Source organism: Pseudomonas sp. GW821-FHT01E10 (assembly GCF_059422365.1).
Window position 1 is genome coordinate 151161 of record NZ_JBWKWT010000007.1, and the last position, 16213, is coordinate 167373.

Here is a 16213-nt window from a genome sequence, read left to right on the forward strand (position 1 = left end):
CTGAACAGTATCAAGGGGGAATAACTATGTACTTGACGCCTCAGCATGTATTGCTTGCCGGAGCTACCGGGTTAACCGGTGAACATTTGCTTGACCGTCTGCTCAACGAGCCAACGATTGCACGCGTATTAGCCCCCTCACGCCGGCCACTGGCCGAACACCCTCACCTGGAAAACCCGGTCGGCGACCCGACGGAGTTTCTGCCGCAATTGAACGGTCGCGTCGACGTCGCCTACTGCTGCCTCGGCACCACGATCAAGCAAGCCGGCTCCGAGGAAGCGTTTCGCGCGGTGGACCTGGACATGGTCGTGGCCTTCGCCAAACGTGCCCGGGAAATGGGCGCACGGCACCTGATCGTGATCAGTGCCTTGGGGGCCGACCGCAGATCGCCGATTTTCTACAACCGGGTTAAAGGCGAGATGGAACACGCATTGCGCGCGCAGAATTGGCCGCAGCTGACCATCTGCCGGCCTTCGCTGTTGCTCGGCGATCGCGCCGAGCCGCGACTGGCCGAACGGGTTGCCGGTCCGTTGTCGAAATTGATTCCGGGCAAATACCACGGCATCGAAGCCTGCCAACTGGCCCGCGCCATGTGGCGCCTGGCGCTGGAAGAACAGGATGGCGTACGGATTGTCGAGTCGGATGAATTGCGCAAGTTAGGCAAGTAATCCAGCAGCGCCCGCGAATAGAGCGCGAAGCGCTCTTCTATAATCCGCCGGTCGCCTGAAACCCAACACCTAAAACCGTCAACAACGACAACGGCAACAGCAATGTGTCGAGCAAAGCACTGGCCGGCAGATCAACACCGGGATAACTCGGCGCTTCTGCGCCAAATCTGTCCATGGCGCAGCACCCGCCGTTCATTGCATACAAATCCAGACGCGTCCCCGAATACACCACCGGTGCCCCGGGTTTGGCGGCATCGAGGGTGCGCGCCGTGGCGCAGCCCGCCAGTTGCACCGCCAGCAGAATGATCAGCAGCCTATTCATCACTGCTCAAATGGTGCTCGCCCCAACGCGGCAGCATGTCTTGCGGAATGTTCAGCAGATTGAGAATTCGCGCCACGACGAAGTCGATCAAGTCATCAATGGTTTGCGGCTGATGATAGAAGCCTGGCGATGCCGGCAAAATCGTCACGCCCATGTTCGACAGCTTGAGCATATTTTCCAGATGAATGCTCGAATACGGCGCCTCGCGCGGTACCAGAATCAGCTGGCGGCGCTCCTTCAACGTCACGTCGGCCGCCCGCTCGATCAAGTTGTTGCAGGCCCCGGTCGCGATCGCCGACAAGGTCCCGGTGGAACACGGTACCACCACCATCGCCGCTGGCGAGCCGGAACCCGATGCCACCGGCGACATCCAGTCTTCCTTGCCGTACACCCGAATCTGCCCGGCGGCGGCACCGGTGTATTCAGTGAGGAAGGCTTGCATCATCTGCGGCTTGGAGGGCAGCGAGACATCGGTCTCGGTGGCCATCACCAGTTGCGCGGCCTTGGAAATCAGGAAGTGCACCTCGCGGTCTTCACGCACCAGGCAGTCGAGCAGGCGCAAGCCGTACTGGGCGCCCGAAGCGCCGGTCATCGCCAGCGTGATGCGTTCCGGACCATTGTTCATTGCAGCGCCTCGGCCAGTTTGCCGTGCAGGCCACCGAAGCCGCCGTTGCTCATGATTACCACGTGAGTGCCGGGTTGGGCCTGGCTCTTCACGCGCTCGATGATGCCTTCCAGCGAATCGCTGACAATCGACGGCACGGTGCACAACGCCGCCGTGGCGCCCAGGTCCCAACCGAGGTTGGCCGGCGAATACCAGATCACCTGATCGGCATCGACTACGCTTTCCGGCAAACCATCACGGTGAGCACCGAGCTTCATGGAGTTGGAGCGCGGCTCGATGATCGCGATCAGCGGCGCATCGCCGATGCGCTTGCGCAAACCGTCGAGGGTGGTGGCGATGGCGGTCGGGTGGTGGGCGAAGTCGTCGTAAATGGTGATGCCACGGACTTCCGCGACTTTTTCCATCCGGCGCTTCACGCTTTTGAACGCGCTCAGTGCCGCGATGCCCATCGACGGCACGACGCCGACGTGACGCGCGGCGGCCAGGGTGGCCAAGGCGTTGGCGACGTTGTGCTGACCGGTCATGTCCCACTCGACCACGCCTTGAGCGACGCCTTCGAACATCACTTCGAACTTCGAGCCATCTTCACTGAGCAGTTTGACCTGCCATTGACCGCCGGCGCCGGTGGTTTGCACCGGAGTCCAGCAGCCCATCTCGATCACGCGCTGCAAGGCCGGCTCGGTGGTCGGATGGATCACCAGGCCTTCGCTCGGAATGGTCCGCACCAAATGGTGGAACTGTCGCTCGATGGCCGCCAGATCAGGGAAGATGTCCGCGTGATCGAACTCCAGATTGTTCAGGATCGCCGTGCGCGGGCGGTAGTGAACGAACTTGGAGCGCTTGTCGAAGAATGCGCTGTCGTATTCGTCGGCTTCAATCACGAAGAACGGCGTATCGCCCAGACGCGCCGACACCGAGAAATTCTGCGGCACTCCGCCGATCAGGAAACCCGGGCTCATGCCGGCGTGTTCCAGGACCCAGGCGAGCATGCTGCTGGTAGTGGTTTTGCCATGCGTGCCGGCAACCGCCAGCACCCAGCGGCCTTGCAGCACGTGATCGGCCAGCCATTGCGGGCCGGAGACGTACGGCAGGCCTTTGTTCAACACGTACTCGACCGCCGGGTTGCCGCGGGACATGGCATTGCCGATCACCACCAGGTCCGGGGCCGGATCGAGCTGCGCCGGGTCGTAACCTTGCGTCAACTCAATGCCCTGGGCTTGCAGCTGAGTGCTCATCGGCGGATAGACGTTGGCATCGGAGCCGGTCACATGATGGCCTAGCTCTTTGGCCAGAACCGCCATCGAACCCATGAAAGTGCCGCAAATACCAAGAATATGAATGTGCATAGTCGACCTCGTAAAACATGGCCGCAGGTTAGCGTAGGGAGGGGAAAATCGCACTCTTTAGCTGAACGTGACACAACCGCTTGGCTGATCGAGCGCATTTTTTTGTGGCTGAGGGAGCAAGCCCCCTCGCCACAAAAACGGCTATCGTGCGATGCCGTGTTTGCGCAGCTTCCGGTAGAGGGTATTGCGGCTCACACCCAACTGTTCGGCGGTGTGGGTCATGTGCCAGCGCTGCTGTTCCAGTGCGTTGAGCAACGCCAACCGCTCGGCATCGTCCAACGGATACTCGGACGGCGCTTCAATCGTCGCCACCGTCACCGGCCGGACCTGACGAATCATCGCCGGCAAATCTTCCAGCCCGATCCGACCGCCGTCACACAACGCCGCCAGGGTCCGCAGCACATTGCGCAACTGCCGCACGTTCCCCGGCCAGGCAAAATCCAGCAAGGCCTGCCGCGCCGCTGCATCAATCAATACCGTCTCCCCGCCCGCCTCTTCGGCCAACAGAAAGTCGAGCAACTGTGATTTATCCGTGCGCTCGCGCAACGCTGGCAATGCGACTTCCAGCCCATTGAGCCGGTAATACAAATCCTCGCGGAAACTGCCGTCCTGCACCCTTTCGAGCAGGTTACGGTGAGTGGCGCTGATGATCCGCACATTGACCGATTCCGGCTCGCCGCCAATCGGCACCACCTGACGGTCTTCCAGCACCCTTAATAGCCGGGTCTGCATGCTCAGCGGCATGTCACCGATTTCATCCAGGAATAAAGTTCCGCCATCGGCCTGCTGCAACTTGCCACGCATGCCCTCCTTGCGGGCACCGGTGAAGCTGCCGCCGCGATAGCCGAACAACTCGCTTTCGATCAGGCTTTCGGGGATCGCCGCGCAATTGAGGGCGACGAACGATTTTTCCGCCCGTTGACTGGCCTGATGCACGGCCTTGGCGAAAGCCTCCTTGCCTGAGCCGGTTTCGCCGTTGATCAGCAACGGCACGTCCCGTTCGAACACCCGCAAGGCCTTGCGGAAGTCTTCCTGCAACGCGGCATCGCCCAGGCAAATACCCGACAGCCGTGGACGCTCGGCCACTGCCGGGCTTTGCACCACCGGTGCAGGAATGCTGCGCGGCTGCCCACGCAATACAGCAAACAGCCGCCGCCCGTCGCGGGTGCGCAACGGCCAACTGGCGCTGGCATTGGCGCTCGCGCGGCCGAGCAACTCATTCAGCGAGCAGTCGAAAAACGCCTCCACCGGCTGGCCCAACAGCCCGCCACGAATATGCCCCAGCAAATTCAGCGCGCTCTGGTTGACCGCACAGATCCGCCCTTCCCCGTCGAACGCCAGCAGCCCTTCGCTGAACAGTCCGACGGATTCGGCCTGCAAGTGAAAACGCAGCAGCCATTGATTGTCGAAGTAACGCAGGAAATAACAGCTCTCGATCATCTTCGCCGACAGATTGACCAGGGCCATGGTGTGAAACTGGCTCTGCCGCGAAACCTCATGACGCGCCGAAGACACGTCAAGCACCGCCAACAGTTCACCATGAGGGTCGAACACCGGGCTTGCCGAGCAGGTCAGGCCGGTGTGGCGGCCACGAAAGTGTTCGTCCTGGTGAATGGTCAGGGACTGGCGCTCCACCAGGCAGGTGCCGATGCCGTTGGTACCTTCGCAGGCTTCGCTCCAGTCGGCGCCAAGCCAAAGGCCTGCGCGTTCGAAAATCTTCCGTTCGGCGGGCGCGGTGACGCAGTTGAGGATCACCCCGCGAGCGTCGGTCAGCAACACTGCGTGGCCGGCGCCGGAGAGTTGCTGGTGGAGGCTGGTCATTTCGTTGCCGGCGATCTGCAGCACTTGCTGCAAACGTTCGCGGCTTTCCAGGAGACGGCCATGCTCCAGCACCGTCGGCGCCATGGTCAGGGCCGGGTCGAGGTGATAGTCCTCAAGGCAACGCAGCCAGGAGCGGGCAATAGACGGATCGCTGCCGGGACCGTGCAGGTGGGACTTACCCTGGGTCACGGTCAACACTTGCTGGGCATGGCGACTCAAATGGTTGTCGTGCATTTCTTATTATTCTCCCAGAGGGCTGTGCTGAACCCTCTTTAAGGGGCTGGCACATACCTTGTGGCGAGGGAGCTTGCTCCCGCTCGAGTGCGAAGCGCTCGCCAAAAATCATGACCGGCAGACATTTCTGGACTGCTTCGCAGCCAAGCGGGAGCAAGCTCCCTCGCCACAGAGGATTACCTGTGGGCCATTTGAGGCCCAGCATCCTCCAGCCATCGACGCATTGCAATGCTGGCAAGACCCATCGGTCACAGGCTGTGCCACAAGCGGTACAAAGTGTCACACGGGTTGTACCGCAAGCGTCACAAGCACCGCCCAGCCGTCCGACAAAAAATACACAAGCCCTTGATTTAACTGACTTGCGAGGCGGTGGCCCAACCTTTGCTCTACGCTTGTTACCGCGCTCTGGCGCGTCCTCCCTTATAAGCACAAAAGCCAAGGAGAAACCCATCATGCGTTACGCTCACCCCGGTACTGAAGGCGCTATCGTTTCGTTCAAGAGCAAATACGGTAACTACATCGGCGGCGAGTTCGTCGCGCCTGTCAAAGGTCAGTACTTCACCAATACTTCGCCGGTCAACGGCCAACCGATTGCCGAATTCCCGCGCTCCACTGCCGAAGACATCGAAAAAGCCCTGGACGCCGCCCATGCCGCCGCCGATGCCTGGGGCGCCACGTCCGCCCAGGCACGCTCGCTGGTGCTGCTGAAAATCGCCGATCGCATCGAACAGAACCTGGAACTGCTGGCGATCACCGAATCCTGGGACAACGGCAAGGCCGTGCGTGAAACCCTCAACGCCGACATCCCGCTGGCCGCCGACCATTTCCGCTATTTCGCCGGTTGCATTCGCGCCCAGGAAGGCAGTGCCGCCGAGATCGACGGCAATACCGTGGCCTATCACATCCATGAACCGCTGGGCGTGGTCGGGCAGATCATCCCGTGGAACTTCCCGATCCTGATGGCCGCCTGGAAACTCGCTCCGGCCCTGGCCGCCGGTAACTGCATTGTCCTCAAACCTGCCGAGCAAACCCCGCTGGGCATTACTGTGCTGATGGAGCTGATCGGCGACCTGCTGCCACCTGGCGTGCTCAACGTGGTGCAAGGCTTCGGCAAAGAAGCCGGTGAAGCCCTGGCCACCAGCAAACGCATCGCCAAGATCGCCTTCACCGGTTCGACTCCAGTCGGCTCGCACATCATGAAATGCGCCGCCGAGAACATCATTCCGTCCACCGTGGAGCTGGGAGGCAAGTCGCCGAACATCTTCTTCGAAGACGTCATGCAGGCCGAACCGTCCTTCATCGAGAAAGCCGCCGAAGGTCTGGTGCTGGCATTCTTCAACCAGGGCGAAGTTTGCACCTGCCCGTCCCGCGCTCTGGTACAGGAGTCGATCTACGACGAGTTCATGGAAGTTGTCATGAAAAAAGTCCTGCAGATCAAGCGTGGCGACCCGCTGGACACCGACACCATGGTCGGCGCCCAGGCGTCCGAGCAGCAATTCGACAAAATCCTTTCGTACCTGGACATCGCCAAGGGCGAAGGCGCCGAGCTGCTGACCGGTGGCAAGGTGGAAAAACTCGAGGGCAGCCTGGCGACCGGGTATTACATCCAGCCGACCCTGCTCAAGGGCACCAACAAAATGCGCGTGTTCCAGGAAGAAATCTTTGGCCCGGTGGTGAGCATCACCACCTTCAAGGACGAAGCCGAGGCCCTGGCCATCGCCAACGACACCGAGTTCGGCCTGGGTGCCGGCCTCTGGACCCGCGACATCAACCGCGCCTACCGCGTGGGCCGCGCCATCAAGGCCGGTCGCGTGTGGACCAACTGCTACCACCTGTACCCGGCACACGCCGCGTTCGGTGGTTACAAGAAGTCCGGCGTCGGCCGTGAAACCCACAAAATGATGCTCGATCACTATCAGCAGACCAAAAACCTGCTAGTGAGCTACGACATCAACCCGTTGGGCTTCTTCTAAAAACCGGGGGGCGATACAGGTATTTCTGTATCGCCCTTCAGAAGGCCATCGCGGGCAAGCCCGCGATGGTGCCCTTAAACGCCTCCTTCATCGCTCTGCCGGTCTGGCATTGGCTTTGCATTCCCGCTCTACACACTGAATGCCATACCCGAAAGTCCAACAAATCAAACAATAAAAAAGACAGAGAGGACTTATGACTTCTACTACGCAGAGAGGACCTATGACTTCTACTACACAGCTCAAACCCACACTCGGCACCCTGCATCTATGGGGCATTGCCGTCGGCCTGGTGATTTCCGGCGAGTATTTCGGCTGGAGTTATGGCTGGGGCACCGCAGGTACCCTGGGTTTTCTCGTCACCGCATTGATGGTGGCGACGATGTACACCTGCTTCATTTTCAGTTTCACCGAATTGACCACCGCCATTCCCCACGCTGGCGGGCCGTTTGCCTACAGCCGCCGAGCCTTCGGCGAGCGAGGCGGACTGATCGCCGGCATCGCCACCCTGATCGAATTCGTCTTTGCGCCACCGGCAATTGCCATGGCCATCGGCGCCTACCTCAATGTGCAATACCCGGAACTGGACCCGAAGATCGCCGCTGTTGGCGCCTATTTCGTGTTCATGACCCTGAATATCCTCGGCGTGAGCATCGCGGCCACCTTCGAACTGGTGGTCACCGTGCTTGCCGTCGCCGAATTGCTGGTGTTCATGGGTGTGGTCGCACCGGGCTTCAGCTTCAGTAACTTCGTGCTCAACGGCTGGTCGGGCGCCAACGAATTCAGCATGGCCTCGATTCCCGGCATCTTTGCGGCCATCCCGTTCGCGATCTGGTTTTTCCTCGCCATTGAAGGCGCAGCCATGGCCGCCGAAGAGGCCAAGGACCCGAAACGCACGATTCCCAAGGCTTACGTCAGCGGCATTCTGACCCTGGTGTTCCTCGCCATCGGCGTGATGGTCATGGCCGGCGGTGTCGGCGACTGGCGCCAACTGTCGAACATCAACGACCCACTGCCTCAGGCGATGAAAGCCGTGGTCGGCAACAACTCGAGCTGGATGCACATGTTGGTGTGGATCGGTCTGTTTGGCCTGGTGGCGAGCTTCCACGGGATCATTCTGGGTTATTCGCGGCAGTTCTTCGCCCTGGCTCGCGCCGGTTACCTGCCGGCCTCCCTGGCCAAACTGTCGCGCTTCCAGACCCCGCACCGGGCGATCCTGGCGGGCGGCGTGATCGGTATCGCGGCGATCTACAGCGATGGCCTGGTCAACCTGCAAGGCATGACGCTGACGGCTGCAATGATCACCATGTCGGTATTCGGCGCCATCGTGATGTACATCATCAGTATGCTGAGCCTGTTCAAACTGCGTAAAACCGAACCCAACCTGGAGCGCACCTTCCGCGCGCCGGGCTACCCGATCGTACCGGGGATCGCGCTGTTTCTGGCGGTGGTGTGCCTGGTGGCGATGGCCTGGTTCAACGCGCTGATCGGCTGTGTGTTCCTCGGTTTCATGGTGGCCGGTTACCTGTATTTCCAACTGACCGCCAAGCAACGCGCCGATGCGCCGGCAGATGCGATGCTCGAAGGCGTCTGAAATGCACCGGCGCCGGGCTGATTCCCGGCGCCAGCCCTATTGAAGTGCACCAGAACCCGCTCCCACAGGGGTTTAGTGGTGCATTTGAGATATTTATTGAATCAGGAGGACACCGTCCCATGGCCGTATTTGCCCATACCGTCGGCGCCCAAACCTACCGCTTCGACAGCCTCAAGGAGGTCATGGCCAAAGCCAGCCCGGCGCGCTCCGGGGACTTTCTGGCCGGCGTTGCCGCCCTCAACGATGGCGAGCGGGTGGCCGCGCAGATGGCCCTGGCCGACACCCCGCTGGCCCACTTCCTGGAGGAAGTGCTGATTCCTTACGAGGCCGATGAGGTCACCCGACTGATCATCGACACTCACGACAAACAGGCTTTTAAAGCGGTCAGCCACCTCACCGTCGGCGGTTTCCGCGACTGGCTGCTCAGCGAAGCCGCCGATGAACAAAGCCTGCGCGCCCTCGCCCCCGGCCTGACCCCGGAAATGGTCGCCGCCGTGTCGAAGATCATGCGCGTGCAGGATCTGGTGCTGGTGGCGCAGAAAATCCGCGTGGTCACCAAGTTCCGCGGCACCCTGGGCCTGCGCGGTCGGCTCTCGACGCGCCTGCAACCCAATCATCCCACCGACGAACCGGCCGGCATCGCCGCCAGCATTCTCGACGGCCTGCTGTACGGCAATGGTGACGCGATGATCGGCATCAACCCGGCCACCGACAGCATCGCTTCGATCTGCGCCATTCTGGAAATGCTCGACGCGATCATCCAGCGCTACGACATTCCGACACAGGCCTGCGTGCTGACCCACGTCACCACCTCCATCGAGGCGGTCAATCGCGGGGTTCCGCTGGACCTGGTGTTCCAGTCAATTGCCGGCACCGAAGCGGCCAACGCCAGTTTCGGCATCAACCTCAACGTTTTACAGGAAGGCTACGACGCGGGCTTGAGCCTGAATCGCGGCACATTGGGCCAAAACCTGATGTATTTCGAGACCGGCCAAGGCAGTGCCTTGTCGGCCAACGCCCACCACGGCATCGATCAACAGACCTGTGAAACCCGCGCGTACGCCGTGGCACGGCATTTCAAACCGTTTCTGGTGAACACCGTCGTAGGCTTCATCGGCCCGGAATACCTCTATAACGGTAAACAGATCATCCGCGCCGGCCTCGAAGACCACTTCTGCGGCAAGCTGCTGGGCGTCCCCATGGGCTGCGATATCTGTTACACCAACCATGCCGAAGCCGACCAGGACGACATGGACACTCTGCTGACCTTGCTGGGTGTGGCCGGGATCAACTTCATCATGGGCATCCCCGGCTCCGATGACATCATGCTCAATTACCAGACCACCTCGTTCCACGACGCCCTCTACGCCCGGCAAACCCTGGGCCTGAAACCAGCGCCGGAGTTTGAACAGTGGCTGGCGAACATGGGCATCTTCACCCAGGCGGACGGCAAAATTCACTTCGGCAACAGCCTGCCACCGGCGTTCCGCCAGGCATTGGCGCAACTGGGATGAGTGTTTATATGTATGAACCACCTGTCGATCCGCAGAACCCATTGCTGGAACTGCGCCGCCTGACCCCGGCACGCATTGCCCTCGGCCGTACCGGCACCAGCATGCCGACCCGCGCGCAGCTGGATTTCCAGTACGCCCATGCCCAGGCCCGGGATGCGGTGCACCTGCCTTTCGATCACTCGGCGCTCAGTTCGCAACTGACCGAGCGTGGGCGTGAGAGTTTGCTGCTGCACAGTGCCGCCACGGATCGGAACAGCTATTTGCAGCGCCCCGATTTGGGGCGCAAGTTGAGTGATGAGTCAGCGCAGACTCTGCGTGATTACTCGCGAGCCCATCCAGGCGGGGTGGATCTGGCTGTTGTGGTGGCCGATGGTCTCTCGGCACTGGCCGTTCATCGCCACACCTTGCCGTTTCTGGCACGCATGGAAGAACAGACAGCTATCGAAGGCTGGTCCCTGTCGCCGGTGATTCTGGTGGAACAAGGCCGGGTTGCGGTGGCTGACGAGATTGGCGAGCTGCTGGGCGCAAAAATGGTGGTCATTCTGATCGGGGAACGCCCTGGATTAAGCTCTCCAGACAGCCTGGGGCTGTATTTCACCTATAATCCCAAGGTCGGACTGACGGATGCCTACCGCAACTGCATCTCGAATGTCCGGCTCGAAGGCTTGAGTTACGGCATGGCGGCACACCGTTTGCTGTATTTGATGCGCGAAGCCTGTCGGCGGCAGTTATCGGGGGTCAGTCTGAAGGACGAAGCCCAGGTTCAGACGCTGGAGTCGGACACAGGAGCAGGTTTGAAAGGTAATTTCCTACTCAGTCCGTCGGATGCCTGAACCGTTTCCGCATTGCGTTTCTATTCCGGTTTAAGGCAGGATCGATGCACGGCCGCCAAGGGTTTCCTATCGCCGTCACCATGTAAGACAGCCACTTGAAGACGAGACCTACCATGCGGATTATTCAAGCGACCCTCGAACACCTGGACCTGCTGACCCCGTTGTTCGTCAAATATCGCGAGTTTTACGGTTCCCTGCCGTATCCGGACTCGTCCCGAGCGTTCCTCGAAAAGCGCCTGCGGCGCAAAGAGTCGGTGATCTACCTGGCCCTGGCCGATGACGACAACAACAAACTGTTGGGTTTCTGTCAGTTGTACCCGAGCTTCTCGTCTCTTTCGCTCAAACGCGTGTGGATCCTCAACGACATCTACGTCGCCGAAGACGCCCGACGCCAGTTGGTGGCCGACAACCTGATCCGCACCGCGAAGAAAATGGCCAAGGAAACCAATGCCGTGCGCATGCGCGTTTCCACCAGCAGCAACAACGAAGTCGCGCAGAAAACCTACGAATCCATCGGATTCAGGGAAGACACCGAGTTCAAGAATTACGTATTGCCGATCAGTGACGAACTTTAAGCTCACCAAGAAGATCGCAGCCTTCGGCAGCGCCTGCATCGACCGAGGCAACCTCGAAGCTGTAGGTGCTACCGAAGGCTGCGACCTTTTCCGACAAACCCTGAAACACATCGACATTCCTCGCTACAAACTCGACGCGTTTTTCACTTTTCACCCCGTATAATGCCCACACCTCACGGCTCGTAAGAAAAATCACACCCCGCTGTAGTCTTACGCGAAGCTATCCGCACAGGCCTGCTGAGTCGGGCCATCACCACAGGTGCTTTCCATGGATTTCAACCCGATCGACGTTATTCTGCATCTCGATGTTTACCTCGAGATGCTGGTGAACAACTACGGAGCATGGATCTACGCCATCCTGTTCATGGTGATCTTCTGCGAAACCGGACTGGTGGTGATGCCGTTCCTGCCGGGCGATTCCCTGCTGTTCATCGCGGGCGCCGTGGCGGCCGGTGGCGGCATGGATCCGGTACTGCTGGGCGGCCTGCTGATGCTGGCGGCGATCCTCGGCGACAGCACCAACTACGTGATCGGCCGCACCGTCGGCGAACGGCTGTTCAGTAACCCGAACTCGAAAATCTTCCGCCGCGATTACCTGCAACAAACCCACGATTTCTACGACAAACACGGCGGCAAAACCGTGACCCTGGCGCGCTTCATGCCAATCATCCGTACCTTTGCTCCGTTCGTCGCCGGCGTTGGCAAAATGCCTTACCCGCGTTTCTTTGCCTTCAGCATTTTCGGCACCATCCTCTGGGTGGGTGGCCTGGTAACCCTCGGTTACTTCTTCGGCAACGTACCGTTCATCAAGAAAAACCTGTCGCTGCTGGTGGTGGGTATCATCCTGGTGTCGCTGCTACCGATGATCATTGGCGTGATCCGCAGCCGTCTCGCTAATGCCGCGTCCAAAGCCGAACCCCGCTGACTGACGATGTGGTCCCTTAGCGCCTGGCGACGCCGGCGCACCCTGGCCAGGCATCCGATTGCCGACGACATGTGGCAACGGGTGCGCCATCACCTGAGCTTCCTCGATGGCATCAGCGCGGCCGAAGACCAGTGGCTGCGCGAAGCCAGCGTGCTGTTCCTGCAAGACAAACACCTGACCGCCCTGCCCGGCGTCGAACTCCACCAGGAGCAGCGCCTACTGCTCGCCGCCCAGGCCCAATTACCGCTCATGCATTTGGGTGATCTGAACTGGTATCAGGGCTTTCACGAAGTCATCCTCTACCCCGACGACTTCCTCAGCCCCCAGCGCCATCGCGATGCCAGCGGCGTCGAACACGAATGGGATGGTGAACACAGCGGCGAAGCCTGGCAGCAAGGCCCGATCATCCTCGCCTGGCCCGGCGTAATGGCCAGCGGTGGCTGGGAAGGCTACAACCTGGTGATCCACGAACTCGCACACAAACTCGACATGCTCAACGGCAACGCCAATGGCCTGCCACCGCTGCACGCCGACATGCGCGTCAGCGACTGGGCCAAGGTCATGCAGGAAGCCTATGACGACCTCGACCGGCAACTGGAGCGCAACCCGGACGCTGAAACCGCCATCGACCCGTACGCCGCGGAAAACCCCGCCGAGTTCTTCGCGGTCACCAGCGAATACTTCTTCAGCGCCCCGGATCTGCTTTACGAGGCTTATCCACAGGTCTACGAGCAGTTGAAGTTGTTTTACCGTCAGGATCCGCTGGCCCGTCTACGGCAACTTCTGGCCGAAGACCCGGTCTATCAGGCACGCGACTAAGGTCTCTACGACCCTTAGGTGCATGGCATCAACGGCGGAATATGCCTATAATCGCCGCCACTTTTTGGTCAATCCGGCCAAGTATTTTTGGTCAACTAACGGGGGCACCGCCCAATGAGCTACAGCAAGATTCCGGCTGGCAAAGACCTGCCGAACGACATCTACGTCGCGATCGAGATCCCGGCCAACCACGCGCCGATCAAATACGAAATCGACAAAGACAGCGACTGCCTGTTCGTTGACCGTTTCATGGCCACCCCAATGTTCTACCCGGCCAACTACGGTTACATCCCGAACACCCTGGCTGACGACGGTGATCCCCTCGACGTGCTGGTCGTGACTCCTTACCCGGTTGCTCCAGGTTCGGTGATCCGCGCGCGTCCAGTCGGCATCCTGAACATGACCGACGACGGCGGCGGCGATGCTAAAGTCATCGCAGTCCCACACGACAAGCTGTCCCAGCTGTACGTGGACGTGAAGGAATACACTGACCTGCCAGCCCTGCTGATCCAACAGATCGAGCACTTCTTCGCGAACTACAAAGACCTCGAAAAAGGCAAATGGGTGAAAATCGAAGGCTGGGACGGCGCAGACGCCGCCCGCGCCGCGATCACCAAGTCGGTCGCTGCCTACAAAGGCTGAGAAGCAACGGTTAGTTTCTAGCCTCACGCTTCAAGAAAAACCCCGGTTGATCCGGGGTTTTTTGTGCCTGCCTGGAACGCTTTTAACAATGAGTTTTGAGCATTTCGGCCTGGGTGTTTGCCTGTTTATTTTTTACGAAAAGCGTCTTACATCCGGTCTTAAATTTCCCTCGAAATTTGAACGGGTCGTTTATTCAAACCCCCATCCTGCGCCCGTAGACTCGTGTTTATGAAAAAGAACACTAGCGGCCCACGGTTCAGAGCGCTCCTCGAAGCAGCCAACATCACAACGACAGGATTTGCCGCTTTCTTCGACACGGAAGCGCAAAATATCCATAACTGGTACACCCGTGGTGTGCCCGCTTATCGCATGGAGGAAGTCTCCCGACTTCTGTCTGTCAACAGTGACTGGCTGAAAACCGGCGAAGGCCCTAAAGAGTCCTCACGCCTGCGTGTGCTCGACGAGTCCGGCAACACCTTCGACGCCCAAGCCATCCGGGGCATCTACACGGTGATCGAACCCATCGACGTCGAACTGCCCTTCTTCAAAGAGACCGCCACCGCCCCAGGCTCCAACAAAACCCACGTCGTCGAGGACCCCGGCCAATCCATCCGCCTGCCCCACAGCCACCTCGACTCCCTGGAAATCAAACATGCCAATGCCATCTGCACCCATATGATCGGCAACAGCATGGCGGAGAAGATTGAAGACGGTTCTACCCTCGCCATTGATCGCGGGCTTACGCAGATTATCGATGGCGAGATCTATGCGATCGAGCATGACGGGATGTTACGAATCAAATACCTGCACCGGATGCCGGGAAATGCGCTGCGGTTGCGCAGCCACAATCGTGCCGAGTATCCGGATGAGATCTTCAACGCCGAGCAGATCGACAAGCAGAACATCAGGGTATTGGGATGGGTGTTCTGGTGGTCGACGCTCAACAAACGCAGACCGTCCGTACCGTTCCTGTAAATACGAAGCCCTGTAGCAGCCTTCGGCAGCTGCTACGCCTCAGCGCAATCGCTCTATCCCGCACACCAAGCTGGGAATTCCTCAAAAAAATCAGTATGCTGCGCCCCACATTTGCGCATCGACCCTTTCCAAGGCTCAGATCGCACCGACAAGGCAGATCACTTTCTCGCCAAGTCCCACAGCCGGACGCAAGATCCGGGTGTACGTTTTGAAGGCTGGCGCGGTTTACCAAAAATAAACCAAGCCAGTCCCCGAGAAGCCGGCCACAAGCCGGCTTTTTAATGCCCGGAATAATCCTGCGCCCTCCCCCGAACCAACCTCAGCCCCCTCATCAAGCACCGCACTCCTTGTAGCAGCTGGCGAAGCCTGCGTCCGGCCACGAAGCAGTCGTAAAATCAGGCAACCGTTTCTTTCAGGAAGACCGTGTACAGCGGATATGCGAGAACTTCGGTCGAGCGCGACCCCGGCTCGAACGCAGCCTCGCAGGCTCGGCAGCTGCTACGGATTGGATAAAGGCCTCAGCACTGCCGAGACGATCTCCCCTCACGGATAACTAAACCCCTTAACCAACGTCAACTCCCCCACCGCCCGCATCGGCACCAGGAACGTTTCCATTTTTTCATCAGGCGTCCCCTCCTCCGTAATCACCGTCACTTGCGCGGTGGTCAGCGGCTGAACCGCATCCTCCTGCCCTTCGTCATCACTGCGATACCCGCCGCCGTAGTAGTTCACGTACACCAGGTATTGCCCCTTGATCGGCGCGGGCATGGCGAAGATTTCCGGGCCGTAGCCGGTGGTCACGTCCACATCCAGCGCCGCACCATTGGGTGCGACACGATCGCCGTACCAGATGTGCGCGCCGTCGGGCGTAATCAGGTGCAAGTCCAGATCCGTGTTGTCGCTGTCCCAGGACAGCAGCACCCGCAACTTGGCCGGGGTTGCGCCGCCGCTGGCGTTAAGAAACTGCGTGCGGTGGCGTTGTTGGCCATCGGGGCTGCGGACTTCAACGCTGTTGCTGCCTTTGGGGAATGAGAACGGGCGGTCGAAGTGACCGGCGGGGTCGATCTTCAGTGGCATGCTGACGCCGTTGACGATCAGCTTGCCGGGTTCATTGCTCTTGGGGGTGGATTGGATCTGGCCGGTAATGCGCGCCGTATTGGCCTGGCCCACCGGGGTGTTAACCGACGACGCCGGGTAATTGACCGTCTGACGAAAGCTTTCGCCTTCGCCTTCAGGGGCGCCGGTACGCCAGCCGCCAATGGGCGTATCAAGTTTGACGGCGGCAAATGTCGCTGGCAGTACGCAAAAAGCGCAAAACAACAGCAAGACCTGTGGATAACGGAGTTTCAT

The 16213-nt window shown here is 59.9% G+C and carries 16 protein-coding genes; 10 read left to right on the forward strand and 6 right to left on the reverse strand.

Annotation, left to right across the window (positions count from 1 at the left end; genetic code table 11):
* The first annotated feature begins 26 nt into the window (after window positions 1-26).
* Window positions 27-668, forward strand: a complete 642-nt coding sequence (locus tag AC07V0_RS15255; protein WP_018925742.1) for an oxidoreductase — start codon at window positions 27-29, stop codon at window positions 666-668.
* 37 nt (window positions 669-705) lie between these two features.
* On the opposite strand, the gene AC07V0_RS15260 is transcribed toward AC07V0_RS15255, so the two are convergent.
* The 4 genes from AC07V0_RS15260 to AC07V0_RS15275 form a co-directional block, all read right to left on the reverse strand.
* A complete protein-coding gene (locus tag AC07V0_RS15260) occupies window positions 706-990 on the reverse strand; it encodes a YceK/YidQ family lipoprotein (protein ID WP_018925741.1) in 285 nt (94 codons plus the stop codon).
* Window positions 983-1615, reverse strand: a complete 633-nt coding sequence (gene ubiX, locus AC07V0_RS15265) for a flavin prenyltransferase UbiX (RefSeq protein ID WP_030129554.1) — start codon at window positions 1613-1615, stop codon at window positions 983-985. Before ubiX ends, AC07V0_RS15260 begins: the two co-directional genes overlap by 8 nt.
* Entirely contained in the window at window positions 1612-2961 is a 1350-nt protein-coding gene (gene mpl, locus AC07V0_RS15270; protein ID WP_086945943.1) for a UDP-N-acetylmuramate:L-alanyl-gamma-D-glutamyl-meso-diaminopimelate ligase, read from the reverse strand. Before mpl ends, ubiX begins: the two co-directional genes overlap by 4 nt.
* Window positions 2962-3102: 141 nt before the next feature.
* A complete protein-coding gene (locus AC07V0_RS15275; RefSeq protein WP_018925738.1) occupies window positions 3103-5016 on the reverse strand; it encodes a sigma-54-dependent Fis family transcriptional regulator in 1914 nt (637 codons plus the stop codon).
* A 452-nt stretch (window positions 5017-5468) separates the two neighbouring features.
* Here AC07V0_RS15275 and exaC point away from each other — a divergent pair, with 452 nt between their 5' ends.
* From exaC to AC07V0_RS15300, 5 genes are all read left to right on the forward strand, one after another.
* A complete protein-coding gene (exaC, locus tag AC07V0_RS15280) occupies window positions 5469-6989 on the forward strand; it encodes an acetaldehyde dehydrogenase ExaC (protein ID WP_018925737.1) in 1521 nt (506 codons plus the stop codon).
* A gap of 220 nt (window positions 6990-7209) precedes the next feature.
* Window positions 7210-8580, forward strand: a complete 1371-nt coding sequence (gene eat / locus AC07V0_RS15285) for an ethanolamine permease (RefSeq protein WP_019581359.1) — start codon at window positions 7210-7212, stop codon at window positions 8578-8580.
* A 119-nt stretch (window positions 8581-8699) separates the two neighbouring features.
* Entirely contained in the window at window positions 8700-10094 is a 1395-nt protein-coding gene (locus AC07V0_RS15290; protein WP_018925735.1) for an ethanolamine ammonia-lyase subunit EutB, read from the forward strand.
* 8 nt (window positions 10095-10102) lie between these two features.
* On the forward strand, window positions 10103-10927 hold the full coding sequence (gene eutC, locus AC07V0_RS15295) for an ethanolamine ammonia-lyase subunit EutC (RefSeq protein WP_173861148.1): 825 nt from the start codon (window positions 10103-10105) through the stop codon (window positions 10925-10927).
* 113 nt (window positions 10928-11040) lie between these two features.
* A complete protein-coding gene (locus tag AC07V0_RS15300; RefSeq protein WP_018925733.1) occupies window positions 11041-11502 on the forward strand; it encodes a GNAT family N-acetyltransferase in 462 nt (153 codons plus the stop codon).
* Here the strand turns inward: AC07V0_RS15300 and AC07V0_RS15305 are convergent.
* The gene (locus tag AC07V0_RS15305; RefSeq protein ID WP_155949114.1) at window positions 11486-11698 is read right to left on the reverse strand and encodes a hypothetical protein; all 213 of its coding nucleotides are present in this window, start codon (window positions 11696-11698) and stop codon (window positions 11486-11488) included. The two genes, AC07V0_RS15300 and AC07V0_RS15305, sit on opposite strands and share 17 nt — an antisense overlap.
* 72 nt (window positions 11699-11770) lie before the next feature.
* Between AC07V0_RS15305 and AC07V0_RS15310 the strand changes: the two genes are divergently transcribed.
* From AC07V0_RS15310 to AC07V0_RS15325, 4 genes are all read left to right on the forward strand, one after another.
* On the forward strand, window positions 11771-12427 hold the full coding sequence (locus AC07V0_RS15310) for a DedA family protein (protein WP_018925731.1): 657 nt from the start codon (window positions 11771-11773) through the stop codon (window positions 12425-12427).
* A 6-nt stretch (window positions 12428-12433) separates the two neighbouring features.
* On the forward strand, window positions 12434-13246 hold the full coding sequence (locus AC07V0_RS15315; RefSeq protein ID WP_086945944.1) for a M90 family metallopeptidase: 813 nt from the start codon (window positions 12434-12436) through the stop codon (window positions 13244-13246).
* Between the two features lie 114 nt (window positions 13247-13360).
* Entirely contained in the window at window positions 13361-13888 is a 528-nt protein-coding gene (gene ppa / locus AC07V0_RS15320; protein WP_007933577.1) for an inorganic diphosphatase, read from the forward strand.
* Window positions 13889-14116: 228 nt separating this feature from the next.
* Window positions 14117-14863 (forward strand): S24 family peptidase, encoded by a 747-nt coding sequence (locus AC07V0_RS15325; protein WP_086945945.1) that lies wholly within the window; start codon window positions 14117-14119, stop codon window positions 14861-14863.
* Between the two features lie 543 nt (window positions 14864-15406).
* Here the strand turns inward: AC07V0_RS15325 and AC07V0_RS15330 are convergent.
* Complete coding sequence (locus tag AC07V0_RS15330) at window positions 15407-16213, reverse strand: YfaP family protein (RefSeq protein WP_086945946.1); 807 nt, start codon at window positions 16211-16213, stop codon at window positions 15407-15409.

Excerpts from the sequence above, each read along its gene's own strand:
- AC07V0_RS15330 (WP_086945946.1), bottom strand. The coding sequence starts at position 16,213 with ATGAAACTCCGTTATCCACAGGTCTTGCTGTTGTTTTGCGCTTTTTGC.
- AC07V0_RS15275 (WP_018925738.1), bottom strand. The coding sequence starts at position 5,016 with ATGCACGACAACCATTTGAGTCGCCATGCCCAGCAAGTGTTGACCGTG.
- AC07V0_RS15325 (WP_086945945.1), top strand. The coding sequence starts at position 14,117 with ATGAAAAAGAACACTAGCGGCCCACGGTTCAGAGCGCTCCTCGAAGCA.
- AC07V0_RS15290 (WP_018925735.1), top strand. The coding sequence starts at position 8,700 with ATGGCCGTATTTGCCCATACCGTCGGCGCCCAAACCTACCGCTTCGAC.
- ubiX (WP_030129554.1), bottom strand. The coding sequence starts at position 1,615 with ATGAACAATGGTCCGGAACGCATCACGCTGGCGATGACCGGCGCTTCG.
- AC07V0_RS15310 (WP_018925731.1), top strand. The coding sequence starts at position 11,771 with ATGGATTTCAACCCGATCGACGTTATTCTGCATCTCGATGTTTACCTC.
- eutC (WP_173861148.1), top strand. The coding sequence starts at position 10,103 with ATGTATGAACCACCTGTCGATCCGCAGAACCCATTGCTGGAACTGCGC.
- AC07V0_RS15300 (WP_018925733.1), top strand. The coding sequence starts at position 11,041 with ATGCGGATTATTCAAGCGACCCTCGAACACCTGGACCTGCTGACCCCG.
- ppa (WP_007933577.1), top strand. The coding sequence starts at position 13,361 with ATGAGCTACAGCAAGATTCCGGCTGGCAAAGACCTGCCGAACGACATC.
- exaC (WP_018925737.1), top strand. The coding sequence starts at position 5,469 with ATGCGTTACGCTCACCCCGGTACTGAAGGCGCTATCGTTTCGTTCAAG.
- mpl (WP_086945943.1), bottom strand. The coding sequence starts at position 2,961 with ATGCACATTCATATTCTTGGTATTTGCGGCACTTTCATGGGTTCGATG.
- eat (WP_019581359.1), top strand. The coding sequence starts at position 7,210 with ATGACTTCTACTACACAGCTCAAACCCACACTCGGCACCCTGCATCTA.
- AC07V0_RS15260 (WP_018925741.1), bottom strand. The coding sequence starts at position 990 with ATGAATAGGCTGCTGATCATTCTGCTGGCGGTGCAACTGGCGGGCTGC.
- AC07V0_RS15255 (WP_018925742.1), top strand. The coding sequence starts at position 27 with ATGTACTTGACGCCTCAGCATGTATTGCTTGCCGGAGCTACCGGGTTA.
- AC07V0_RS15315 (WP_086945944.1), top strand. The coding sequence starts at position 12,434 with ATGTGGTCCCTTAGCGCCTGGCGACGCCGGCGCACCCTGGCCAGGCAT.